General features: G+C 56.5%; 23 protein-coding genes and 1 riboswitch. Of the genes, 19 read left to right on the forward strand and 4 right to left on the reverse strand.

The window, feature by feature from the left end; genetic code table 11:
- Nucleotides 1-21: 21 nt before the first annotated feature.
- From ACI7MX_RS10080 to ACI7MX_RS10095, 4 genes are all read left to right on the forward strand, one after another.
- Entirely contained in the window at nucleotides 22-1095 is a 1074-nt protein-coding gene (locus ACI7MX_RS10080) for an AI-2E family transporter (RefSeq protein ID WP_314486181.1), read from the forward strand.
- A gap of 223 nt (nucleotides 1096-1318) precedes the next feature.
- Complete coding sequence (gene hda, locus ACI7MX_RS10085; RefSeq protein WP_405587083.1) at nucleotides 1319-2023, forward strand: DnaA regulatory inactivator Hda; 705 nt, start codon at nucleotides 1319-1321, stop codon at nucleotides 2021-2023.
- Between the two features lie 204 nt (nucleotides 2024-2227).
- Nucleotides 2228-2860 carry a C40 family peptidase gene (locus tag ACI7MX_RS10090; RefSeq protein WP_405587080.1) on the forward strand — a complete coding sequence of 211 codons (633 nt, stop codon included), beginning with the start codon at nucleotides 2228-2230 and terminating at the stop codon, nucleotides 2858-2860.
- Between the two features lie 144 nt (nucleotides 2861-3004).
- Entirely contained in the window at nucleotides 3005-3541 is a 537-nt protein-coding gene (locus ACI7MX_RS10095; protein ID WP_314486188.1) for a C40 family peptidase, read from the forward strand.
- 67 nt (nucleotides 3542-3608) lie between these two features.
- Here the strand turns inward: ACI7MX_RS10095 and ACI7MX_RS10100 are convergent, their stop codons facing one another.
- The gene (locus ACI7MX_RS10100) at nucleotides 3609-4916 is read right to left on the reverse strand and encodes a PQQ-dependent sugar dehydrogenase (RefSeq protein WP_405587076.1); all 1308 of its coding nucleotides are present in this window, start codon (nucleotides 4914-4916) and stop codon (nucleotides 3609-3611) included.
- A 335-nt stretch (nucleotides 4917-5251) separates the two neighbouring features.
- Nucleotides 5252-5497, forward strand: a riboswitch (cobalamin riboswitch).
- A gap of 81 nt (nucleotides 5498-5578) precedes the next feature.
- On the opposite strand from ACI7MX_RS10100, the gene cobO reads away from it, so the two are divergent.
- The 13 genes from cobO to ACI7MX_RS10165 all read left to right on the forward strand — a co-directional run bounded on the left by cobO (nucleotide 5579) and on the right by ACI7MX_RS10165 (nucleotide 17006).
- Nucleotides 5579-6190, forward strand: a complete 612-nt coding sequence (gene cobO / locus ACI7MX_RS10105; RefSeq protein WP_314486193.1) for a cob(I)yrinic acid a,c-diamide adenosyltransferase — start codon at nucleotides 5579-5581, stop codon at nucleotides 6188-6190.
- Between the two features lie 10 nt (nucleotides 6191-6200).
- Nucleotides 6201-7514, forward strand: a complete 1314-nt coding sequence (locus tag ACI7MX_RS10110; protein WP_405587073.1) for a cobyrinate a,c-diamide synthase — start codon at nucleotides 6201-6203, stop codon at nucleotides 7512-7514.
- Nucleotides 7511-8161, forward strand: coding sequence for a 5,6-dimethylbenzimidazole synthase (bluB, locus tag ACI7MX_RS10115; RefSeq protein WP_314486197.1), 651 nt, complete (start codon nucleotides 7511-7513; stop codon nucleotides 8159-8161). The genes ACI7MX_RS10110 and bluB overlap by 4 nt, the downstream gene beginning before the upstream one ends.
- Nucleotides 8158-9066 (forward strand): adenosylcobinamide-phosphate synthase CbiB, encoded by a 909-nt coding sequence (cbiB, locus tag ACI7MX_RS10120; RefSeq protein WP_405587069.1) that lies wholly within the window; start codon nucleotides 8158-8160, stop codon nucleotides 9064-9066. The genes bluB and cbiB overlap by 4 nt, the downstream gene beginning before the upstream one ends.
- Nucleotides 9059-10051 (forward strand): threonine-phosphate decarboxylase CobD, encoded by a 993-nt coding sequence (cobD, locus tag ACI7MX_RS10125; RefSeq protein WP_405587066.1) that lies wholly within the window; start codon nucleotides 9059-9061, stop codon nucleotides 10049-10051. Before cbiB ends, cobD begins: the two co-directional genes overlap by 8 nt.
- Complete coding sequence (locus tag ACI7MX_RS10130) at nucleotides 10048-11514, forward strand: cobyric acid synthase (protein ID WP_405587063.1); 1467 nt, start codon at nucleotides 10048-10050, stop codon at nucleotides 11512-11514. Before cobD ends, ACI7MX_RS10130 begins: the two co-directional genes overlap by 4 nt.
- Nucleotides 11515-11652: 138 nt before the next feature.
- Nucleotides 11653-12174, forward strand: a complete 522-nt coding sequence (cobU, locus tag ACI7MX_RS10135) for a bifunctional adenosylcobinamide kinase/adenosylcobinamide-phosphate guanylyltransferase (RefSeq protein WP_405587060.1) — start codon at nucleotides 11653-11655, stop codon at nucleotides 12172-12174.
- Nucleotides 12171-13226: a nicotinate-nucleotide--dimethylbenzimidazole phosphoribosyltransferase gene (gene cobT, locus ACI7MX_RS10140; RefSeq protein WP_405587057.1), complete on the forward strand. Its 1056-nt coding sequence runs from the start codon at nucleotides 12171-12173 to the stop codon at nucleotides 13224-13226. Before cobU ends, cobT begins: the two co-directional genes overlap by 4 nt.
- Nucleotides 13223-13798: an alpha-ribazole phosphatase family protein gene (gene cobC, locus ACI7MX_RS10145; RefSeq protein WP_405587054.1), complete on the forward strand. Its 576-nt coding sequence runs from the start codon at nucleotides 13223-13225 to the stop codon at nucleotides 13796-13798. The genes cobT and cobC overlap by 4 nt, the downstream gene beginning before the upstream one ends.
- A gap of 1 nt (nucleotide 13799) precedes the next feature.
- Nucleotides 13800-14528, forward strand: a complete 729-nt coding sequence (locus tag ACI7MX_RS10150; RefSeq protein WP_405587051.1) for an adenosylcobinamide-GDP ribazoletransferase — start codon at nucleotides 13800-13802, stop codon at nucleotides 14526-14528.
- Between the two features lie 58 nt (nucleotides 14529-14586).
- Nucleotides 14587-15000: a MarR family winged helix-turn-helix transcriptional regulator gene (locus ACI7MX_RS10155; protein ID WP_405587048.1), complete on the forward strand. Its 414-nt coding sequence runs from the start codon at nucleotides 14587-14589 to the stop codon at nucleotides 14998-15000.
- A 53-nt stretch (nucleotides 15001-15053) separates the two neighbouring features.
- Complete coding sequence (locus ACI7MX_RS10160) at nucleotides 15054-16262, forward strand: MFS transporter (RefSeq protein ID WP_405587045.1); 1209 nt, start codon at nucleotides 15054-15056, stop codon at nucleotides 16260-16262.
- 192 nt (nucleotides 16263-16454) lie between these two features.
- The gene (locus tag ACI7MX_RS10165; RefSeq protein ID WP_405587439.1) at nucleotides 16455-17006 is read left to right on the forward strand and encodes a glutathione peroxidase; all 552 of its coding nucleotides are present in this window, start codon (nucleotides 16455-16457) and stop codon (nucleotides 17004-17006) included.
- An 83-nt stretch (nucleotides 17007-17089) separates the two neighbouring features.
- Here ACI7MX_RS10165 and ACI7MX_RS10170 read toward each other — a convergent pair whose 3' ends face one another.
- From ACI7MX_RS10170 to ACI7MX_RS10180, 3 genes are all read right to left on the reverse strand, one after another.
- Nucleotides 17090-18370, reverse strand: coding sequence for an outer membrane protein transport protein (locus tag ACI7MX_RS10170; protein WP_314486214.1), 1281 nt, complete (start codon nucleotides 18368-18370; stop codon nucleotides 17090-17092).
- Nucleotides 18371-18516: 146 nt separating this feature from the next.
- Complete coding sequence (locus tag ACI7MX_RS10175) at nucleotides 18517-18996, reverse strand: hypothetical protein (protein WP_314486216.1); 480 nt, start codon at nucleotides 18994-18996, stop codon at nucleotides 18517-18519.
- A 266-nt stretch (nucleotides 18997-19262) separates the two neighbouring features.
- Nucleotides 19263-19487, reverse strand: a complete 225-nt coding sequence (locus ACI7MX_RS10180) for a hypothetical protein (protein WP_003214941.1) — start codon at nucleotides 19485-19487, stop codon at nucleotides 19263-19265.
- 977 nt (nucleotides 19488-20464) lie between these two features.
- Here ACI7MX_RS10180 and ACI7MX_RS10185 point away from each other — a divergent pair.
- Nucleotides 20465-20788 carry a sel1 repeat family protein gene (locus ACI7MX_RS10185; RefSeq protein WP_314486223.1) on the forward strand — a complete coding sequence of 108 codons (324 nt, stop codon included), beginning with the start codon at nucleotides 20465-20467 and terminating at the stop codon, nucleotides 20786-20788.
- A gap of 172 nt (nucleotides 20789-20960) precedes the next feature.
- Nucleotides 20961-22325 (forward strand): DNA recombination protein RmuC, encoded by a 1365-nt coding sequence (rmuC, locus tag ACI7MX_RS10190; RefSeq protein ID WP_314486240.1) that lies wholly within the window; start codon nucleotides 20961-20963, stop codon nucleotides 22323-22325.
- Nucleotides 22326-22391 lie beyond the last annotated feature (66 nt).

Consider the following 22391-nt stretch of genomic DNA (forward strand, 5'->3'; position numbering starts at 1 on the left):
CTATATAAAGGATGGTCGTTCATGACGGATTCGCGGCGATGGGTGTGGTGGGGCGTAGCGTTGGCTGCGATCCTTTTCGTCTATTTTTTGCATGCCATACTCACGCCGTTTTTAGTTGCGGTGGTACTGGCCTATATGTTCGACCCGGTTGTTGACCGGCTTGAAAAATACGGTTTTTCAAGAACCTGGGGCGTTGTAACGGTTTTCACCCTGTTTACCGTCATTTTGGTGGCGTTGTTGCTGGTGCTCGTACCTTTGCTGGCCAAGCAGTTGATGAAGCTTTATCAATTGGCTCCGCTGGTGCTCGATTGGTTGCAACATACCGCCATGCCTTGGGTGCAATCCAAATTCGGCCTGGGTGATTCATTCTGGAACTTCGACAAGATCAAGGCCGCCATCACCGAACATATCGGGCAGGCGGGTGACATTGTCGGTGCTGTGCTTTCACAGGCGACTACTTCAAGCCTTGCTCTGGTCGGTTTTTTGGCCAATCTGGTGTTGATACCGGTCGTTGCGTTTTACCTGTTGCGTGACTGGGACATCATGCTCGCCAAGATCCGCAGCCTGTTGCCACGTGACCGGGCTGACAAGATTGTGTCGTTAGCTGAAGAGTGCCATGACGTGCTGGGGGCGTTTCTACGCGGTCAGTTATTGGTGATGCTAGCGTTAGGTGTGATCTATTCAGCCGGCTTGATGTTGCTGGGTCTGGATTTAGGCCTGATTATCGGCTTGATGGCCGGTTTGGCAGCTATCGTGCCCTATATGGGTTTTATCATCGGTATTGGCGCCGCACTCATCGCAGGGTTGTTCCAGTTCGGTGGTGATTTGTACCCGATGCTGGGCATCGTTGCGGTGTTTATGGTCGGCCAGGCGCTTGAAGGCATGGTGCTCACCCCTTTATTGGTGGGGGACCGAATCGGTCTGCATCCAGTGGCCGTTATATTTGCAATTTTGGCGGGCGGTGAATTATTTGGTTTTACTGGCGTGCTGCTGGCGTTGCCGGTGGCTGCCGTGATCATGGTGCTCGTACGCCACATGCACGATATGTACAAGGATTCGCAAGCATTCAAAGGCGAAGAAGACCCTGAGTTGTAAAGAGACACGCGGTGATGAGGCGGGGCATCTTCGGGTGAACCCGCCTTTTTTGTAGGTGCTATAGCTCGCGTGGTGTCAGAAAAAACTCAACCATTCCAGACTGTTAACGCAAACCTTTGATTTTGTTCGTGGTCTGTTACATTGTGCGCCCGGCTACACGGGTATAAACTTTGCAAACTTTACACAGAGGCCACTAACGGTTCGCTTGAACTGTTCAGTCAGCATGAAACCGATTCAGCTGCCCCTAGGTGTGCGTCTGCGTGATGACGCCACCTTCATAAACTATTACCCAGGCGCCAATGCCGCTGCACTCGGCTATGTCGAGCGTCTGTGCGAAGCCGACGCCGGCTGGACAGAAAGTCTGATCTACCTTTGGGGTAAGCAAGGGGTGGGTCGTACGCATTTGTTACAGGCCGCTTGCCTGCGGTTTGAGCAAATGGGTGAGCCTGCGGTGTACTTGCCCTTGGCTGAATTGCAGGATCGCGGCATTGAAATCCTCGATAACCTTGAACAATACGAACTCGTCTGTCTGGATGACCTCCAGGCCGTAGCGGATCGTGCTGACTGGGAAGAGGCGCTGTTTCACCTGTTCAATCGCTTGCGCGACAGTGGCCGCCGTCTGCTGATTGCCGCTTCTGCTTCCCCCCGAGAATTGCCGATCAAGCTGGCTGACCTCAAGAGTCGCCTGACGCTGGCGCTGATTTTTCAGATGCGCCCCTTGTCCGATGAAGACAAATTGCGTGCCCTGCAATTGCGAGCATCGCGTCGCGGGCTGCACCTGACTGATGAAGTGGGGCATTTCATACTGACCCGCGGTACCCGCAGCATGAGTGCGCTGTTCGATCTCTTGGAGCGACTGGATCAGGCCTCCCTTCAAGCACAGCGCAAGCTGACTATCCCCTTCCTCAAAGAAACCCTCGGCTGGTAAAGCCTCCTCACGCACTGCCTACCTGTTGACTGATAGAACCCTTGCGCTCCAGTAAGCGATATACGCAAAAGCTATTGGCAAGGGTTTTGACCCTCACATGTCACGATAAAACCGCGGAGTCACATTTTAATCGATTGAATTTGCAAATGAGGATCATAGAAGGCATAGTCGCGACTACTTTTCCCACAAGACACGGTCGTGCCCATGCTAAAGCGCTTTGCACCCCTCGTGCCCCTCGCACTGGTTACCCTGTTGTTTGGCTGTGCCGCACACACCCCTGTGTCGCAGCAAGTGGTTGAACAACCGGTTCAAAAAACATCGGTATCGCAGACTTCCGCTCTTTATCAGGAAGAACTGGCCACCGAAAAAGAACTTGAACAGTTTTCCGAGAACAGCAAGCCTTACGAATTGCCGGCTTTGGCTGACAGCATTCTTGAGCGTGGCATGTCCTTGATCGGTACCCGTTACCGCTTCGGCGGCACCTCAGAGGCAGGTTTCGATTGCAGCGGCTTTATCGGTTACTTGTTCCGCGAAGAAGCGGGCATGCAATTGCCGCGTTCCACGCGTGAAATGATCAACGTTAAAGCACCGCTGGTCGCACGAAACAACCTCAAGCCGGGTGACTTACTGTTCTTCAGCACCAATGGCCGTGGCCGCGTCAGCCATGCCGGGATTTACCTGGGTGATGACCAGTTTATCCACTCCAGCAGCCGCCGCAGCGGCGGTGTGCGGATCGATAATCTCGGGGATTCCTACTGGAGCAAGACCTTTATTGAGGCCAAACGGGCCTTGGCGATGGCACCCGCCAATCCTGCGAGCGTAGTTGCCCGCAAGTAAAGTTAAAGTCTTACTTGAAGTTTGCCCTCTAAGGGCTAGAATTCAGTCGCAATGTTAAATTCTTGAAGCCGCGAAGGTGCCCCCTGACGCGGCTTTGGGTTTCGCGGCCACCGTTGCCGTATCCAGAATCAGGATGTTCTGTTTATGTCGACCATGGCCCGCGCGACTCTTTTGACTCTAGCAGCACTGCTCAGTGCCTGCGCCAATAACCCACCACCTGCCCCTGTGGCCACGCCAGTTGTGTTCAGCACGGCGCCGGAAGAAACCTCGCCGATTGCCGCTGACGTGTTGTTTCGTGCGTTCAGTTTGGTCGGAACGCCCTATCGTTGGGGCGGCAATACCCCTGATTCAGGATTTGATTGCAGCGGGTTGATCAAGTACGTCTATAACGACATGGCAGGCATATCGTTGCCACGCACGACGCGCGAAATGATCGTGATGCGGGCGCAGAATGTGGGCAAGGACAAATTGCAAACCGGCGATCTGCTGTTCTTCGCCACCAACGGTGGTTCACAGGTCAGCCACGCTGGAATCTATGTCGGAGAAGGCCGTTTCGTCCATGCGCCTGCTACCGGCGGCACAGTCAAACTGGACAGCCTGTCCAAGGCCTATTGGCAAAAAGCCTATCTGAACGCCAAACGCGTGTTGCCGACCGAGCAGCATCTGGCGCGTCTTCCGTAAGCAGGTGAAAGCCTTTGAGCCCAACCCTCTCCCATAGGGGGAGGGCTAGGGGTGGCTAGCAGAGTGCCTACTTCGGTGACACACGCCACACGGTGTTGCCCACATCATCGGCAACCAACAAGTCCCCTCGTTTATCAATCACCACGCCCACTGGCCGCCCTTGGGCTTTTTCATCCGCATTCAGAAAACCTGTCAACACATCAACCGGCATCCCGCTAGGTTTACCCCCGGTAAATGGCACAAAAATCACCTTATAGCCACTGTGCGGTTTGCGGTTCCATGAACCGTGCTGGCCTACAAATGCGCCCTCCTTAAAGTCGGATAACTGGCTGCCTTGGGCAAAGGTCAGGCCCAGCGAAGCGGTGTGCGGGCCCAAAGCGTAATCAGGAGCAATCGCTTTGGCGACTAACTCCGAATCCTGCGGGTTGACTCGAGTGTCCACATGCTGCCCGTAATAACTGAAAGGCCAGCCGTAGAACCCGCCGTCTTGCACCGACGTCATGTAATCGGGCACTAGATCGCTACCGATTTCGTCTCGCTCATTCACCGCCGTCCAGAGCTTGCCTGTCTTGGGTTCCAAAGCCATGCCATTGGGATTACGCAATCCGGACGCGAAAATTCGATGGTTGCCAGTGGCCCGATCAACTTCCCAGATCGCGGCTCGACCTTCTTCCTTGTCCAGACCGTTCTCGCCAACATTGCTGTTAGAGCCCACGCTCACATACAGTTTTTTACCGTCCGGGCTGGCGATAACGTTTTTGGTCCAATGATGGTTGAGCGGGCCACCGGGAAGTTCGACAACCGTGATCGGTTTAGCACTGATGGACTGTTCACCCTCCTGGTAGGGGAAGCGCAACAGCTTATCCGAGTCAGCGACATACAAATCGTTACCCACCAAGGTCATCCCGAATGGGGAATTCAAGTTTTCGATAAACACAGAGCGGGTATCGGCAATGCCGTCCTGATTTGTGTCGCGCAACAGCGTGATTCTGTTTGCGCTGGGGACGCCAGCACCCGCCCGCCCCATGACTTTCTCCATCACCCAGCCCCGAATGCCTTTGCTGTCTCCAGGCTTGGGTGGGGCATTGGTTTCTGCCACCAACACATCGCCATTTGGAAGGACGTAGAGCCAGCGTGGGTGATCGAGATTCTGGGCAAATGCAGCAACCTTCAAGCCTTGAGCTGCGACAGGTGTCGCACCGGCAGGCCAGCCTATGGCAGGTGCAATATTGACTGTCGGGATCAGCGTTTTGTTGGGCTCAGGCAGTGCCGGGGAGGGCCCGGAACCGTCACTCACCTGCAAAGTAGAACTTTCACCACAGGCCGCTAAACCGGCCGCTAAAAGAATGACCGCCGCATTTGTTAATTTGGTCATGAGAAATATCCGTCGAGTAGAGGGTATACATCGATAGAGAGGGGACGTGGAGAAATAGTTCAGGAGGGAGGAGCCCTGGAACAAAATGAGTAGGCAGTGGTTTTTTTAGGTGTGAAAGGTTGTGCGTGTCTTGCAGCGACTTTGTTGTCTGTGTAAGTGCCTCTGTCGTTTTATTGAAAACCGTTAACGTCTCATTCATTGCCTTTTCCAGCTGAGAATTCCTACGATTTTTTTTCAACTGTAGCTGACAACTAATCTGGCGTGTGTATTCGTCGGGTACCTCGTTTTACGTTCAAGCTATGGCTTCAATTGACGCTCCATCCCCAACCCTCTAACCTTCGCGGCTTGTTTCAGGTGCTCTGCAACCCATGGTTGGCCGAGTGAAACAGGGAAGCCGGTGAAGACGACTGTGATCACCACAGCGACCACGATCCCGGCGCTGCCCCCGCAACGGTAAATGAGTGAAAACTGCGCAGCGTGCCACTGTGGACAGCCACGGGAAGGCGTGCAGTCAAGGATTGTTCTATTAATGAACGATCCGCTTATGAGCCCGGAGACCGGCCTGATTCATCCAGCACTCTCGCGGCGGGCGATGCAGTGTGATTTGTGACGAATTTCCCCCGCCTCCCGTTTGCTTAATTCAGCCCCAACGGAGAGCTGCCATGAATGAATCCCCTGAACGTGATGAGCGTCACCTGGCGCGTATGCTGCGCAAAAAAGCAGTTATGGATGAGCGCATTGCCAGCTCGCCAAACGAATGCGGCTTGCTGCTGGTATTGACCGGCAATGGCAAAGGCAAAAGCAGCTCAGCGTTTGGCATGCTGGCCCGGGCCATGGGCCACGGCATGCAATGCGGCGTTGTGCAGTTCATCAAGGGTCGCAACAGCACCGGCGAGGAGATTTTCTTCCGCCGCTTCCCTGAGCAAGTGCGGTATCACGTCATGGGCGAAGGTTTTACCTGGGAGACTCAGGACCGCCAGCGTGACATCGCGGCCGCCGAAGCGGCGTGGGAAGTGTCCCGCGAAATGCTGCGCGACCCGGCGATCGGCCTGGTGGTCCTGGATGAACTGAATATTGCGCTCAAGCACGGTTACCTCGACCTTGAGCAAGTATTGAGCGACCTGCAAGCCCGGCCGCCGATGCAGCATGTGCTGGTCACAGGCCGTGGCGCCAAACCTGAACTGATTGATCTGGCCGATACGGTGACTGAAATGGGCGTGATCAAACACGCTTTTCAGTCCGGTATCAAAGCCCAGAAAGGCATCGAATTGTGAGTGTTGAAGCATGAGAGAGTCGCGTCATTGCCCAGCGGTGTTGATCGCCGCACCGGCCTCCGGTCAGGGCAAGACCACCGTTACCGCCGCCTTGGCCCGTTTGCATCGCAATCAGGGGCGTAAGGTTCGAGTGTTTAAATGTGGCCCGGATTTTCTCGACCCGATGATCCTCGAGCGTGCCAGTGGTGCGCCGGTGTATCAGGTGGATTTGTGGATGGTGGGGGCCGATGAAAGCCGTCGCCTGTTGTGGGAAGCAGCCGCTGAGGCCGACCTGATTCTGATCGAAGGCGTGATGGGCTTATTTGACGGCACGCCGTCGAGTGCCGATCTGGCCCGACATTTCGGGGTGCCGGTGCTGGGTGTGATTGATGGCACGGCCATGGCCCAGACCTTTGGCGCACTGGCGTTGGGGCTGGCGCGTTATCAACCTGACCTCCCTTTTGCCGGGGTGTTGGCCAACCGAGTGGGCACGGTGCGCCATGCGCAGTTGCTGGAAGGCAGTTTAACCGAAGGTTTACGCTGGTATGGTGCGCTGTCCCGCGAGACCGGGATTGAGTTGCCCAGTCGTCATTTGGGCTTGGTACAAGCCAGCGAGCTGAATGACCTGGATGCCCGTCTCGACGCGGCGGCCAATGCCTTGGCCAGTACCTGCGAGGTAGCGCTGCCACCTGCAGTGACGTTTGACGCGCCCGAATCTGTTGTCGTTGAGCCCCTGTTGGCTGGCGTACGTATTGCCGTGGCCCGTGATGAAGCGTTTGCCTTCACTTATGGCGCAAGCTTGGCGTTATTGCGAGAGATGGGCGCTCAATTGCTGTTCTTCTCACCGATTCGCGATACTCAATTACCGGAAGCGGACAGCCTGTATTTACCCGGCGGCTATCCCGAGCTGCATCACCTTGAACTGTCACGCAATCGCCCCATGCTGGAAGCGATACGCGCCCACCATGCCAGTGGCAAGCCTTTGCTGGCTGAATGCGGTGGCATGCTTTATCTGCTCGATGCCCTGACCGACGTAGAAGGCCAGCGAGCTGAGCTGGTGGGGTTGCTGGCCGGTGAGGCAACCATGCAAAAACGACTGGCGGCGCTGGCATTGCAAGCCGTCGAACTCCCTGAAGGGCTGTTGCGTGGTCACACCTACCATCACTCGCTGACCAGTACAGAACTTGCACCCATTGCCCGGGGCTTGAGCCCCAATGGCGGGCGCGGTGCAGAAGCGGTGTATCGCGAAGGGCGCATGACCGCGTCTTATGTGCACTTTTACTTTCCGTCCAACCCCCAGGCCATTGCCGCGTTATTTGCGCCGTGCGCCGTGAAGGTGTCATGAGTAACAACGCATTTAGCCCCCAAGAGCGGGCTGCTGTTTACCGAGCGATCGCCGAGCGCCGTGACATGCGCCACTTCAGTGGCGGCAGCGTGGCACCTGAACTGCTGTCGCGTTTGCTTGAGGCGGCGCATCAGGCGCCCAGTGTGGGACTGATGCAACCCTGGCGGTTTATCCGCATCACCGATCGTCCTTTGCGCGGCAAGATTCAAGCGTTGGTCGAGGAGGAGCGAGTGCGTACCGCCGAGGCGTTGGGTGAGCGTTCCGATGAGTTTATGACGCTCAAGGTGGAAGGCATCAACGATTGCGCCGAGGTCTTGGTGGCAGCGTTGATGGATGACCGCGACAAGCATATTTTTGGCCGCCGCACCCTGCCGGAAATGGACATGGCGTCGTTGTCGTGCGCCATTCAAAACCTGTGGCTGGCAGCTCGTGTCGAAGGCTTGGGCATGGGCTGGGTCTCTTTGTTTGAGCCTCAAGCCCTTGCGGACCTGCTGGGTTTGCCCGCAGGTGCCAAGCCTCTGGCTGTGCTCTGCCTGGGGCCAGTCGAAGCGTTTTACCCGGCGCCGATGCTGGTGCTGGAAGGGTGGGCGCAAGCGCGTCCTCTGAGCGAGTTGGTGTATGAGAATTATTGGGGAGTCAGTGCATGAGTGTGGCCTTGCTGTGCGTGGCCGGGGTGGCGATGGATGCGCTGCTCGGTGAACCCAAACGCTGGCATCCGCTGGTGGCGTTCGGCCGTATGGCCGAGCGTATCGAACGGCGCTTCAACTCCGGCGGACGTGGCTGGCGCAGTCATGGTGTAACGGCTTGGGTGCTGGCAGTGCTGCCTTTGACGGTACTGGCAACCGCCTTGTCATGGCTGCCTTACATCGGTTGGTTAGTGGATATTGTGGCGCTGTATTGCGCGCTGGGTATGCGCAGCCTCGGTGAGCACGTGCAACCGGTGGCTCAAGCATTGCGCTGCCATGATCTGGATGAGGCGCGCACGCGAGTCGGCTATTTGGTCAGTCGTCAGACCAGTGAGCTGGACGCCACCGAGGTGGCCCGTGCAGCGACTGAGTCGGTGCTTGAAAACGGCAGTGATGCAGTGTTCGCAGCCCTGTTCTGGTTTGTCGTGGCGGGCGCGCCGGGCGTGGTGCTCTATCGTCTGAGCAACACACTGGATGCCATGTGGGGCTATCGCAATGAGCGCTTCGAGCGTTTTGGCTGGGCGGCGGCGCGCATTGACGATGTGCTGAACTATATTCCTGCGAGGTTGGTGGCGTTGACTTACGCCGTGTTGGGCAAAACTAGGCTCGCCATGAAGTGCTGGCGCACACAGGCGCCAAAATGGGACAGCCCCAACGCTGGCCCGGTCATGGCCGCGGGTGCGGGTGCATTGGCGGTTGAGCTGGGTGGTCCCGCGATTTATCACGGTGAGCTGCACGAGCGCCCGCAACTGGGTGAAGGCGCGCCCGCTGACGCCGACGCCATTGACCGGGGCTGGCAACTGGTGCAACGCGGTGTGTGGTTATGGTTATTGATTCTGTGCGTGGGGAGTGAATTCTATGCTTGAACACGGTGGCCGTTTACGTCAGGCAGTCCTTCATTACGGCATTGCCGAGTCGGACTGGCTGGACTTGTCCAGCGGTCTGGCTCCTTGGCCCTTTGCCATACCGGACATTCCCGACCGTGCCTGGGCGCGGTTGCCAGAATCGGATGACGGTCTGGAGCACGCCGCCTGTGCTTACTATGGTGCGCCGAACGTTCTGCCGGTGCCAGGTTCGCAATGTGCGATTCAACTGCTTCCGCGTCTGCGCCGCAGCGGCAAGGTTGGCGTACTGTCGCCGTGCTATGCCGAACACGCTGAAGCGTGGCGGCGCAGTGGGCACATCGTGCGGGAAATCATGGAAGAAGAAGTCGATTTTTACCTTGAAACACTGGATGTGCTGGTGGTGGTCAACCCCAACAACCCCACGGGTTTGAAGCTGTCTCCCGAACGTTTGCTTGAATGGCATGCACGGCTGGCCCAGCGCGGGGGCTGGCTGGTGGTTGACGAGGCATTTATGGATAACACGCCTGATCTGAGCCTGGCGACCCATAGCTGGCGAACCGGGCTGATTGTGCTGTGTTCGTTTGGAAAGTTTTTTGGTCTGGCGGGCGTTCGTCTGGGCTTTGTGCTGGCTGAACTCAAACTGCTCAAGTTGCTGGCCGAACAGGTCGGGCCTTGGGCGGTCAGTGGGCCGACGCGGATTGTCGGCAAGGCATGCCTGCTCGACAGGGATGCCCAGCAACGCCAGCGTGAGCGCAGCGAACTGGCTGGCGCCCGTCTGGCGCGCTTGCTCAGTGCGCACGATTTACTGCCACAAGGCGGCTGTGCGCTGTTCCAGTGGTTGATCACGCCCCATGCTGACCGGCTTTACGAATTTATGGCGCAACGCGGCATTTTGCTGCGTCTGTTCCCCCACAACAGCAGTGTGCGCTTCGGCTTGCCCGCCACCGAAGGCGATTGGCTGAGGCTGGAGCAGGCGTTGTTGGCGTACACCAAGGAAAGTCCATGAGCACATTGATGGTGCAAGGCACCACCTCCGATGCCGGTAAAAGCACGCTGGTCACGGCATTGTGCCGCTGGCTGACACGCCAGGGCGTGCGCGTGGTGCCGTTCAAACCCCAGAACATGGCGCTGAACAGTGCCGTGACCGCAGAGGGCGGTGAGATTGGTCGCGCTCAGGCTGTGCAGGCACAGGCGGCCGGGCTGGCACCGCACACAGACATGAACCCGGTGTTGCTCAAGCCTAACAGCGACACTGGCGCGCAGGTGATTATCCATGGCCGTGCGGTCACCAGCATGAATGCCGTGGCGTATCACGATTACAAAGCCATCGCCATGCAGGCGGTACTGGCCTCGCATCAACGTTTGTGTGAGCAATTCCCTGTGGTGATGGTTGAAGGCGCAGGGTCGCCGGCCGAGATCAACCTTCGAGCCGGTGATATTGCCAATATGGGCTTTGCCGAAGCGGTCGACTGCCCGGTGATCCTGATCGCGGACATCAACCGCGGCGGGGTCTTTGCGCATCTGGTCGGAACCCTCGAGTTGCTCTCGCCCACTGAACAGGCTCGGGTCAAAGGTTTCATCATCAATCGCTTTCGTGGCGATATCGCCTTGTTGCAGCCGGGGCTCGACTGGCTGGAACAGCGTACCGGCAAGCCGGTGATCGGCGTGTTGCCGTATGTGCTGGACCTGCATCTTGAGGCCGAGGACGGTATTGATCAGCGTCAAACTGACAAGGTGGAGCAGGTGTTGAACGTGGTGGTGCCGGTGCTGCCGCGTATCAGCAATCACACCGATTTCGACCCGCTGCGTTTGCACCCGCAAGTGAACTTGCAGTTTGTCGGGCCAGGCCAGCCCATTCCGCCTGCGGATTTAATCATCCTTCCGGGCTCCAAAAGCGTGCGCAGTGATCTGGCCTATTTGCGTGCTAATGGCTGGGACACGGCCATCCGCCGTCACTTGCGATACGGCGGCAAAGTAATGGGCATTTGCGGCGGTTTGCAGATGCTCGGTGAGCAGGTTCACGACCCGCTGGGGCTAGAAGGGGCAGCGGGTTCGAGCGATGGGCTGGGCTTGCTGGCCTTCAGCACCGAGCTGGCGGCCGAGAAACAACTGCGCAATGTGCGCGGGCATTTGACGATGGAAAGCGCAGCGGTCAGCGGGTATGAAATTCATGCGGGTGTGACCACAGGCGCAGCATTGGAACTGCCCGCGGTGCACTTGCAGGACGGTCGCTGTGATGGCGCTCAGAGTGTGGACGGGCACGTGCTCGGCACCTATTTGCACGGCGTGTTTGAATCACCTGCTGCGTGCGGTGCACTGCTGCGGTGGGCCGGCTTGCAGAATGTGCAGGCGGTGGATTATCACGCGTTGCGCGAGCGTGATATCGAGCGCCTGGCGGACCTGGTTGAGAACCATCTGGACACGGCTTATCTGCGTGAATTGTGCGGCGTTGCGCAGCATGTCTCGTAGCAGCTGCCGAAGGTTGCGTCCGGTGGCGTAACCGCCCCGAATCAGGCGTTGCATTCCTTCCGGTTCATCACGGTTTAACTATTTACGATCGCTTCGCCATCGGACGTCGCCTTCGGCCACTGCTACGGGGATTTACACATGCTGCAACTGATTTTAGGCGGTGCCCGCTCCGGTAAAAGTCGGCTGGCCGAAAAGCTTGCCGCTGAATCGGGTTTCGCCGTCACCTACATTGCGACCAGCCAACCGCTGGACGGCGAAATGAACGAGCGCGTGCGCCATCATCGTGAGCGTCGCCCCGCGCATTGGGCGCTGATCGAGGAGCCGATCGAGCTGGCTCGCGTGCTGCGGGAGAGCGCGCGCGAAGACACCTTTGTACTGGTTGATTGCCTGACACTTTGGCTGACTAACTTGTTGATGCTGGAAAACCCGCAGCGTTTGAACGCCGAGCGTGACGCACTGTTGGCGTGCCTGGCTGAACTGCCGGGGGAGATCGTTTTCGTCAGCAACGAGACCGGAATGGGCGTCGTACCCTTGGGTGAGTTGACGCGTCGTTATGTCGATGAAGCCGGTTGGTTGCATCAAGCCTTGGCCGAGCGTTGTCAGCGAGTGGTGCTGACAGTCGCGGGCCTGCCCCTGACATTGAAAGGAACTGCACAATGAGTACTCCGTGGTGGCTGAAACCGTGCCAGTCGGTTGACCTGCAACAAACGGCGGCAGCTGTCGCGCGTCAGCAACAACTGACCAAACCAGCCGGTTCACTGGGCCAGCTGGAAGCGCTGGCTGTGCAACTGGCGGGTCTGCAAGGTCGTTTGAAGCCTCGTGCCGACAAGCTGTGGATTGCTATTTTTGCGGGGGATCACGGCGTGGTGGCTGAGGGCGTTTCGGCCTATCCGCAAGCGGTTACCGGGCAAATGCTGCATAACTTTGTCAACGGTGGCGCGGCGATCAGCGTGTTGGCGCGTCAGTTGGGCGCGCAACTGGATGTGGTGGATTTGGGCACGGTCACGCCGATGCTTAATCTGGCGGGTGTGCGTCACTTGCAACTGGGCGCGGGCACCGCCAACTTTGCCCAGGGCCCGGCCATGTCTGACAGCCAAGGGCTAAAAGCATTGCAGGCAGGGCGTGACAGTGTGTTACGTGCCCGTGAGGTGAATAGCGAATTGTTTATCGGCGGCGAAATGGGCATCGGCAATACAGCGTCTGCCAGCGCCGTAGCCAGTGCATTACTGGGCTGTCCGGCATCGCAATTGACCGGCCCGGGCACAGGTCTGGACGCGGCAGGTGTGAGTCATAAAGCCCGTGTGATAGAACGCGCGCTGGCGTTTCACGAAGGCTATCTGGATGATCCTTTGCAGACCTTGTTCCGCCTGGGTGGTTTTGAAATTGCTGCACTGGTAGGGGCTTATGTGGCGTGTGCTCAGGAAGGCATCGTTGCCTTGGTTGACGGCTTCATTTGCACGGTCGCCGCGATGGTCGCAGTGCGTTTGAATCCCGAGTGCCGCCAGTGGATGATCTTCAGCCATCGTGGTGCCGAGCAGGGCCATCGTCATGTACTTGAAAGTTTGCAGGCGCAGCCCTTGCTGGATTTGGGATTGCGTTTGGGCGAAGGCAGTGGCGCTGCGCTGGCGGTGCCGTTGATCCGTCTGGCCTGTGACCTGCATGGCCAAATGGCGACCTTCGCTGAAGCGGCTGTGGCGGATCGCCCGGCATGATGGTGCAACTGGACTTGCTTCGTCACGGTGAAACCGAACTGGGGGGTGGCTTGCGCGGCAGTCTTGATGATGCGCTGACGGCCCAGGGTTGGGAGCAAATGCGTGCAGCTGTTAAAGGCCAAGGTCCGTGGCAGCGCATAGTCAGCTCGCCGCTGCAGCGCTGTGCGTCATTCGCCCGCGAGCTGGCGGAACAACTGGACGTGCCGTTGACCTATGAAAAAGACCTGCAAGAACTGCACTTTGGCGAGTGGGAAGGGCGCACGGCGGCTTCGCTGATGGATACAGACGCTGAAGCGCTGGGCCAGTTCTGGTCTGATCCTTATGCCTTTACACCGCCAGGCGCTGAGCCGGTCATAGCGTTTTCCACCCGTGTACTGGCCGCAGCGGAGCGTTTGCAGCAGCGCTATGGCGGTGAGCGGGTGTTGGTCGTTTGCCATGGTGGTGTCATGAAGTTACTGCTGGCGCAGGCGCGTGGTTTGCCCCGTGAACAGCTGTTGCAGATACCTGTGGTCAATGGCGCGCTGCTTTCATTGCAGGTAAGTGCGGGCGGCGTGTTGAGCGAGGCCGGCTGACATGTTGCCATTCTGGATCGCCTTACAGTTTCTGAGCAGCTTGCCGATTAATTTGCCGGGCATGCCAAAGCCTCAGGAATTGGGGCGTTCCCTGCTGTTTTATCCGCTGGTGGGCGCGCTCTTTGGCGGGGTGTTATGGGGCGTAAGCGCGTTGCTGGCGGGCACACCGCTGATGTTGCACGCCGCCTTGCTGCTGACGGTTTGGGTGCTGCTCAGTGGCGGGCTTCATCTAGATGGGCTGGCTGACAGTGCGGATGCCTGGCTGGGCGGCTTTGGTGATCGTGAGCGCACCCTGACCATCATGAAAGACCCGCGTAGCGGTCCGATTGCCGTGGTTACATTGGTGTTGGTGCTGCTTTTGAAGTTCTGCGCCTTGCTGGCGTTGATTGAGCAGCAGCAGGCGATGGTTTTGGTGATTGTGCCCTTGATTGGCCGCAGCGCCTTGCTGGGTGTGTTCCTGACAACACCTTACGTGCGCGCGGGCGGTTTGGGTCAAGCGCTGGCAGATCACTTGCCCCGCAAGGCGGGCTGGTGGGTATTGGCCTTGAGTGCGGTCGTGTGCGTGGCGCTGGCCGGGTATGCAGGGTTGTGGGCAGTCATGCTGGCCACTCTGGGATTTGTCTGGTTGCGACACGTGATGATGCGTCGTCTGGCAGGCACCACGGGCGATACCGCCGGCGCTCTGCTGGAATTGCTTGAAGTGTTGGTGTTAGTAGGCTTGGCGTTATAAAGGGTATTTGTGACGCTTACATCTTGATTCTCCATTATTGCGGGTATATACATACAAAATGTTACCAACCCAGTGTTTATGCACCAACCTGCGGCGTGCCTCGCGAGGCATCAGCAGGCATTACGACGGCGCCCTTGATGGCTTCGGGATCAATGTTGCGCAGTTTTCCTTGATGACAAACCTCAAGCGCCTCGACCAGCCGAGTATTTCCAGTCTGGCTGAAGCGATGGGGCTGGATCGCAGCACCTTGGGGCGCAATTTACGTGTACTCGAAGGCGCCGGGCTGGTGAAGCTGGCAGAGGGCGAAGATCAACGCAATCGGCTGGTGTGCCTGACCGAAGAGGGGGAGAGACGGCTCACGGCAGCCTTGCCCGCATGGGAAGCCGCGCAGCAGCGTCTTATCGACCGTCTGGGTGAAGAGCGCCGCGAACAATTGTTACAGCTATTGGATGAGTTGGCGGGTTCCGAATGAGGCGCCTGTTACACGATTAGACACGGGTACATACCCACGCTTGGAGAATAAGAATGACAACGGTGTGGCGTAACAGTGTCTGGGTGTTGCTGGGCAGTGCGTTGATATTGGCGCTGTCCTTGGGAATCCGGCATGGGTTTGGGCTGTTCTTGCCACCCATGAGTGCGCAATTCGGCTGGGGCCGCGAGGTGTTTGCGTTGGCGATTGCGTTGCAGAACCTGATCTGGGGGTTGGCCCAGCCCTTTACCGGAGCGCTGGCTGATCGGTTTGGCGCGGCAAAAGTGGTCTTGATTGGCGGTGTCCTGTACGCCGTTGGCCTTGTGCTTATGGGGTTGTCGGACTCGCTGCTGTCATTGTCGCTAAGCGCCGGTTTGTTGATTGGTATTGGACTTTCAGGCACGTCCTTTTCAGTGATTTTGGGCGTCGTGGGGCGCGCCTTGCCCCCTGAAAAACGCAGCATGGGCATGGGCATTGCCAGTGCGGCAGGGTCTTTCGGTCAGTTTGCAATGTTGCCCGGAACCCTCGGGCTGATTGGCTGGTTAGGCTGGTCGTCTGCCTTGCTGGTGCTGGGGCTGATGGTGGCGTTGATCATACCGCTGGTCGGCCTGCTCAAAGACCGTCCTATGCCCAGCCTGGGGGGTGAGCAAACGCTCAAAGAAGCACTCAGTGAAGCCTGCTCGCACTCGGGTTTCTGGTTATTGGCCTTCGGTTTTTTTGTCTGCGGGTTTCAGGTCGTCTTTATCGGTATCCATCTGCCGGCCTATCTGGTGGACCAGCATTTGCCTGCCACGGTCGGTACAACGGTGTTGGCGCTTATTGGTCTGTTCAACATATTTGGCACCTACACCGCGGGATGGCTAGGTGGGCGTATGTCCAAACCTCGTTTGCTGACCGGGTTGTATCTGGCGCGGGCGGTGGTGATCGTACTGTTTCTTTGGGCGCCGGTGACACACGTCAGCGCGTACCTGTTCGGTATGGCCATGGGCTTCTTGTGGCTTTCCACCGTGCCGTTGACCAATGGCACCGTCGCTACCCTGTTCGGGGTGCGTAATTTGTCCATGCTGGGCGGCATCGTGTTTCTCTTTCATCAGCTGGGCGCTTTCCTCGGAGGCTGGCTGGGCGGTGTGGTCTATGATCAATCCGGCAGTTACGACATCATCTGGCAGGTCTCGGTTGTATTGAGTCTGCTGGCTGCAGCGTTGAATTGGCCGGTGCGCGAGCGCCCTGTGGCGCGGTTGCAAGCGCAGAGGGGGCTGGCGTGAATATGAGATGGCTAGGGTTAGTTGCCGTGAGTGTCGGTTTTCTCTTGCTGGCACTGACGTGGTGGGGCTGGCACCAAGGCGGGCTGGCTTTGATGCAATTGGGTCTGGGCACTTGTTAGGGTCTGTTCCCGTTTCGTCGCAGCTGCAATGAAACGGGAACAGACCCTAGGCTTCTTGATTAAGGAAAACACAATGTTTAAGCGCTGGGTTGCGGTGCCTGTATTGCTGTTGGTATGTGCCGGTTCGGTCTGGGCGGCTGATTGCCCGCCACTTCTGGAGGGCTCACTGCCCAAGTTACGGGCAAAGGAATCAATCGACCTGTGTGAGCGATTTGCCGGCAAGCCCTTATTGATCGTCAATACCGCGAGTTTTTGCGGTTTTGCTCCGCAATTCAAAGGGCTGGAAGCGCTGAACAAGCGATTTCATGAGCAAGGCCTTGAATTGATTGGAGTGCCTTCGGACGACTTTAAACAAGAAGCCAAGGACGGCGAAGAGACCGCCAAGGTCTGCTATGTCAATTACGGCGTCACATTTACCATGATCGATCCGCAAAAAGTGCGCGGAGATGATGCCACGCACATGTTTAAAGTGTTGGCAGAACAGAGCAGCGTACCAAAGTGGAACTTCTACAAGTATGTCGTTGATCGTAAAGGCAATGTCATTGCCAATTTTTCCAGTTTGACCAAACCGGATGATCCAGAACTGATTGAGGCGATCAATAAAGCCATTGCTTCAAAATCTTGATCGTTCCCAATTGAAAAGCCCCGCCTCTTAAAGAGAGCGGGGCTTTTTTAACTCAGTGGGCCATGATTCATGCGCGCAATGAATTAGAACTTGTAGGTTGCACCTACCGCAAAACCGTTTGCACTGTTTTCATACTTGGCGCTGTAAGCGTTGAGTTGGTTCGAGTCATTAACTTTTACCGACTCTTCTTTCAAGTACGAATACGCGGCGTCAATGGTCAGGTTTTCATTGACGGCATAACCGGCACCCAAGCTGAAAATCGTACGGTCGCCAGTAGGAATACGTGGCGAACGGTTTTCGTTGTTGGTTGGCGACTGATCCCATGACAGGCCGGTGCGCAGAATCCATTGTTTGTTCAACTGGTAGGAAGTACCGATGGCGTAGGCCCAGGTGTCATGCCAGTTTTGTTCTTCCTTGATCGTGCCTAATAGTGCCGCGCCGATACCACCCGAGTTGACCGGACTGACACCCTCGTTTTTCACGGTGATGTCTTTCAGGCGGCTCCAGCGAGTCCAGGTAGTACCCGCATACACGCGCCATGCATCGCTCAGTTCCTGAGTGACGGAAAGGTCATAAGATTCTGGCGTATCAATTGACAGCGAAGCGTCGTAGCGATTGCTCTTCATCAACTGTGCCGGGGTGCCGGCTGCGGCGGAAACTTTGGTATGACCATCAAGGTCGTAGCTGACCTTGGAGTGATAAGTCAGGCCGACGCGAGTCGTATCGGTCGCCTGAACCAGCACGCCGATGTTGAAACCCAGAGCGGTATCGGTGCCCTTGATTTCTACGTTGGTGTCACCAAACGCAGGGTTGAGGGTCAGGTCAGATTCGAGTGTGCCGGAAATGTGGTTAATGGTTGGGCCGAAACCCACCGACACGCGATCATTGAAGGCATAGCTCACAGTAGGTTGCAATGTGACAACCTTGACTTCGCTCTTCTTGCCGAACGCGCGACCCTGGAAGCCGCTTTCATAATCGGTCACCAGACCGAAAGGAGCGTATACCCCAAAACCTACCGACCATTGGTCATTCAGTTTGTTGGTATAAAAACCCATCGGGACGCCAGTAAAAGGAACCATGTCACCTTTATTGGTGCCAGGGTATCTACCGGAAGCATCTTTAATATCGGTCGAGGCGTCAATGACAGCGATGCCGCCAGTAATTTGCTGGCCGCTAAGGCGGGACATACCGGCAGGGTTGCCAAATACGGTACTTGCATCGTCGGCAATAGACGAACGACCTGCGAAACCGGTCCCCATACCGCTAACGCTTTGTTCGTTAAGTGCGAAGCCACTTGCGAAAATCTGACTGGAAGCCAAAGTGACGGCGAGGCTAAGTGTGGTCTTGAGCATTACTTTTTTCATTATTAGAACTCCTTTTGATCACCGGACGAAAGCTACCAACATTTTTAATTAAGCGCTATAGGCTAATTCGCAGAAGTTAGCGTTGTTTTGTAGGACAATCCGCACGGTTTTCAATCTTTTTTTATAATAGTTGTGTGGCTCATAACTTAAGCCACTTGGTTGAGGGGTGTAACGCAGTTGCGCCAGGCAATTGCAAAATCACGCAAACGTCCTTGTGGTTCAAAGGCTTGGCGCCATATTCTTGCCATGCCTTGAACGTCATCCGCAGTGGGTATTGGCACATGAAGCTGTTCTATCAACAGCCAGGCAATAGCGGTGGCATACCGTAAATTAACGGTAAGTTCCAAGTGAGGGTTGCCTAAAAAAGCATGCTGACTGGCCAGTCCACGAACCAGGCTCGCCAGATCAGGGGTGCGAGCGAGGTAGTCATCCCAAAGCGCGGCGTGGCGAGGCTCTCTAATACAGTACAGGCCATGCCCCCGACGGTCGTGCAGGGCGGCCCCTAAATTTGACTGACTGGCGGCAATACCCAGTAACAAGATTTCTGCATTTGGATTGTTCTGACCCAGATACGCAAGCGTGGGTCTTATGACGTACAGACTCAATTCTCTGGCAGCGATACCCATAGTGTCCTCGACGCCTGTAAATGGCCGACGACCCACAAGGGCTTGGCAGCAATGGGTCGGAAGGGGTCGCCGGAAGCGGATGAAACCGCTTAACTTGAAGTCTAGTGTCATATATCAGCTGTAAAGGACTGTTTTTAAATCATTTAAAGCATCGAGTGGTTGGCTATATATCTGCAAGTACTTAAGCGCTACCGGATATTTCTTAAATGGCAGGCAATAAAAAGCCCTGCTAATAAGGCAGGGCTTTTGGCGTGGCGCTCAGGTTTTCAGGCAACCAGTGCCTGACGAGTACGATCAATCACCGCTTGCAGGGGTTCTGCGCTGGAATATTGATCGGGATACAGGCGCTCGCTGTGACGGGCGATACCGTGTTCGTTGACCAGAGTGAAGCTGAAGCATCCTTTGCGAGCGGCCATAATCAGGCAGTTCATTGGAGCAAAGGCGTTGGTTAGGGTGCGAATGGCATCCTGAGTATGGATTTGAGTCGACATAGTTATTAGGTGTTCCTACAAATGACACGGATATGATCCGTGCTGCGTTAAAACGTTCCAGTGACGTCGAGCTATCTTTGGCTTGACGAAGAACCTGACTGGAACAAAGCCGCCAGTTGTAGCGCATAAATTATGTGGCGCTTGGGCTGGCAGGTAGGTACTTAGGAGGGCAGGCAATCACAACGGGAGCTAAGGTTCCATGCTCGGGGTGAAGATCCTGATCAATTTGCAGGTTGGTTAGGTCAGAATAAAGTGCTTCGCGCTACCCTTTGATTTTCAAAGGCCGTAGCGTCACAAGATTTACCTGGAAACCATCGAGGGGGTCGATCCTGTATTTCAGCGTTTCTTCGACGTTATGGAAGATGGCTTAAGGATTTGTTCGGCCCGAATTGACTTTCAGCTTGGTACTAACGCTGCGGATAGTAACCAGTTGAATTTTTAAATGCAACTGTGCTAGCAAAAATAAATGCTGGAGTCGTTCGATCTGGGCTGATTGCCATAGGGATAGGCTCGGAGTGCCTATAGTCCATTTTTAGCGCAGCGGCGGTGCGGGCTCACTAGCCTGCAGGCGTTAGAAAAGACGGTGTGCCTGCGCTCCGAGCCAAGGCGCAGCCTACAAGATTGAGCTTGTTTTTACCCTGTTTTGGGCAACTCATACGCACTTGTGCACATTATTGGCGCAGCGCGAATAATGGCTTGGCAGGCGAGAGGGCGGACCTGCTTAGCCTGTTTGATAAATTTAAGTCAATGAAAAACATCGTTTTTTATAGTTGGTGAAAAAATCGTCAGTTTGACCTTGGGCCGCGTGGGGTGGGCGTTTGCGAGGGTTTCAATAGGGTTGTCCACTGACTTATCCACAGGATCTGTGGATTGTCCCGCTCGCTTGCTCTAGATCGCGGGTATAGACTTTTTTAGGCTTTACCAAGACGAAAAAAGGAGTAGAGTGGCGCGCCTTCTGTTCTGCCCTACAGTGTTTTATGAAGTTTCGCACAACTACTGCTTCCGCAGCTCGCCCGACCACGCCCTCTGATGCCCCCAAGCGCTTCTCGCTGCGGGTGGCTATCTGGTTGCTGGATAACCCTCGTCTGGGCGCTAATCCCAGCGTCAAGCACGTTGCAGGTCACTTGCTCAAACAACCCGCCCGCCAGGGTGTGGTGTTGGCGCAAAGCCGTTTAGGCCAACTGATGTGTCGTGACTGCGGCAGCGCTCGCGACCGGCGAATCGGCCATGAGCTTTTACGTCAGGCCGCACGTGCAGGCGACTTGGTCGCGCAGCAAGAACTGAGCAAAAACGAAGGCTGAGCTGTCCTCGGCCTTGCAGCTTGGTTAACCTTGCTCTTTTAGCGCGTGCGGAGGGGTTATGAGCCTGGACTTGAACAGCTTTTTGCTGGGCCTTATGGTGTCGGGTGTGCCGCTGTTGGCGCTCCTCTGGCAGTTACAGCGTCGTTACAGTGCTCATCCCGCTGAATTGGCAATGCTTAATGAACGCCTGAATATGGCGCAGTTGGCGCAAGAGGGTCTAAGCGCTCAGCTGGACGCAGGCCGTGATGAGATCAGTGATCTGGGGCAGGCCAACGCTGCCAAGCAAGCCGAGCTTGCCGCGCTGCGTCGAGAGGTAGAGCTGTCGCAGGTGGAGCGCGATAACGCTCGTGATGCTGCCCACGCCTGGAGTGTTGAGCGCAGCCTCAAGGAAACTGAGTTGCGTCGCCTGGACGCTCACGCCGCCGCGCTGGCGGCCGAATTGCGCGAACAGCAAGACAGTCATCAACAGCGACTCAATGACCTGCAAGGTTCACGCGATGAGTTGCGCGCACAATTCGCCGAATTGGCTGGCAAAATTTTCGATGAGCGCGAGCAGCGTTTTGCCGATACCAGCAATGAGCGTCTGGGTCAGCTACTCGATCCGCTGAAAGAGCGCATTCAATCGTTCGAGAAGCGGGTTGAAGAAAGCTATCAGCAAGAAGCGCGTGAACGTTTCTCCCTGGCCAAAGAGCTTGAGCGTTTACAACAGCTCAATTTGCGCCTGAGCGACGAGGCCACCAACCTGACTCGGGCACTCAAAGGGCAGAAAACCCAAGGCAACTGGGGGGAACTGATCCTTGAGCGTGTACTGGAGCATGCCGGACTGGAAAAAGGGCGTGAGTATCAAACTCAGGTCAGCCTCAAAGGGCCCGATGGCGAGCGCTTTCAACCCGACGTGTTGATCATGCTGCCGGGTGACAAACAAGTGGTGGTCGACTCCAAGGTAAGCCTGACGGCCTATCAACAATATGTCAGCGCGGATGACGACGTGATCGGTCAGGCCGCGCTCAAACAGCATGTACTGTCGCTGCGTAATCATGTGAAGGGCTTGGCCGGTAAAGACTATAAGCGTCTTGAGGGGCTGCACAGCCTGGACTTCGTTCTATTGTTCGTACCCATCGAAGCGGCTTTTTCAGCGGCGTTGCAAGCTGAGCCTAATCTGTTTCAGGAAGCCTTTGATCGCAACATTGTGATTGTTAGCCCCACCACCTTACTGGCGACCTTACGGGTTATCGACAGTCTCTGGAAGCAGGAGCGTCAGAGTCAGAACGCACGAGAAATCGCTGAGCGGGCGGGTTGGCTGTATGACAAGTTCGTGCTCTTTATCCAGGATCTGGATGAGGTCGGTAATCGCCTGCAACAACTGGATAAAGCCTATGCAGCGGCGCGCAACAAATTGACGGAAGGCCGCGGCAATCTGGTCAGTCGCAGCGAGCAGTTGAAATTGTTGGGTGCGCGAGCCAGCAAAAGTTTGCCGACGGAACTGCTGGAGCGCGCGATGGCTGATATTGATGGTGTGGCTCACCCGGCGGAGTGAATGAGGCAGGGGTTAGCGTTTGCACGCAGACGTACGATCGGTGGCGAAGGCCGCTTCACGGTGTGC

Source organism: Pseudomonas sp. 2024-210 (assembly GCF_045062345.1).
GTDB lineage: Bacteria > Pseudomonadota > Gammaproteobacteria > Pseudomonadales > Pseudomonadaceae > Aquipseudomonas.

Coding starts and splice junctions, on each gene's coding strand:
- cobU (WP_405587060.1), top strand. CDS start 11,653: ATGCTGCAACTGATTTTAGGCGGTGCCCGCTCCGGTAAAAGTCGGCTG.
- cbiB (WP_405587069.1), top strand. CDS start 8,158: ATGAGTGTGGCCTTGCTGTGCGTGGCCGGGGTGGCGATGGATGCGCTG.
- ACI7MX_RS10110 (WP_405587073.1), top strand. CDS start 6,201: ATGAGAGAGTCGCGTCATTGCCCAGCGGTGTTGATCGCCGCACCGGCC.
- ACI7MX_RS10165 (WP_405587439.1), top strand. CDS start 16,455: ATGTTTAAGCGCTGGGTTGCGGTGCCTGTATTGCTGTTGGTATGTGCC.
- ACI7MX_RS10130 (WP_405587063.1), top strand. CDS start 10,048: ATGAGCACATTGATGGTGCAAGGCACCACCTCCGATGCCGGTAAAAGC.
- ACI7MX_RS10080 (WP_314486181.1), top strand. CDS start 22: ATGACGGATTCGCGGCGATGGGTGTGGTGGGGCGTAGCGTTGGCTGCG.
- ACI7MX_RS10155 (WP_405587048.1), top strand. CDS start 14,587: ATGTTACCAACCCAGTGTTTATGCACCAACCTGCGGCGTGCCTCGCGA.
- ACI7MX_RS10175 (WP_314486216.1), bottom strand. CDS start 18,996: ATGGGTATCGCTGCCAGAGAATTGAGTCTGTACGTCATAAGACCCACG.
- rmuC (WP_314486240.1), top strand. CDS start 20,961: ATGCTTAATGAACGCCTGAATATGGCGCAGTTGGCGCAAGAGGGTCTA.
- ACI7MX_RS10185 (WP_314486223.1), top strand. CDS start 20,465: ATGAAGTTTCGCACAACTACTGCTTCCGCAGCTCGCCCGACCACGCCC.
- ACI7MX_RS10100 (WP_405587076.1), bottom strand. CDS start 4,916: ATGACCAAATTAACAAATGCGGCGGTCATTCTTTTAGCGGCCGGTTTA.
- bluB (WP_314486197.1), top strand. CDS start 7,511: ATGAGTAACAACGCATTTAGCCCCCAAGAGCGGGCTGCTGTTTACCGA.
- ACI7MX_RS10090 (WP_405587080.1), top strand. CDS start 2,228: ATGCTAAAGCGCTTTGCACCCCTCGTGCCCCTCGCACTGGTTACCCTG.
- ACI7MX_RS10180 (WP_003214941.1), bottom strand. CDS start 19,487: ATGTCGACTCAAATCCATACTCAGGATGCCATTCGCACCCTAACCAAC.
- ACI7MX_RS10160 (WP_405587045.1), top strand. CDS start 15,054: ATGACAACGGTGTGGCGTAACAGTGTCTGGGTGTTGCTGGGCAGTGCG.
- cobD (WP_405587066.1), top strand. CDS start 9,059: ATGCTTGAACACGGTGGCCGTTTACGTCAGGCAGTCCTTCATTACGGC.
- ACI7MX_RS10095 (WP_314486188.1), top strand. CDS start 3,005: ATGTCGACCATGGCCCGCGCGACTCTTTTGACTCTAGCAGCACTGCTC.
- cobO (WP_314486193.1), top strand. CDS start 5,579: ATGAATGAATCCCCTGAACGTGATGAGCGTCACCTGGCGCGTATGCTG.
- cobT (WP_405587057.1), top strand. CDS start 12,171: ATGAGTACTCCGTGGTGGCTGAAACCGTGCCAGTCGGTTGACCTGCAA.
- ACI7MX_RS10170 (WP_314486214.1), bottom strand. CDS start 18,370: ATGAAAAAAGTAATGCTCAAGACCACACTTAGCCTCGCCGTCACTTTG.
- ACI7MX_RS10150 (WP_405587051.1), top strand. CDS start 13,800: ATGTTGCCATTCTGGATCGCCTTACAGTTTCTGAGCAGCTTGCCGATT.
- cobC (WP_405587054.1), top strand. CDS start 13,223: ATGATGGTGCAACTGGACTTGCTTCGTCACGGTGAAACCGAACTGGGG.
- hda (WP_405587083.1), top strand. CDS start 1,319: ATGAAACCGATTCAGCTGCCCCTAGGTGTGCGTCTGCGTGATGACGCC.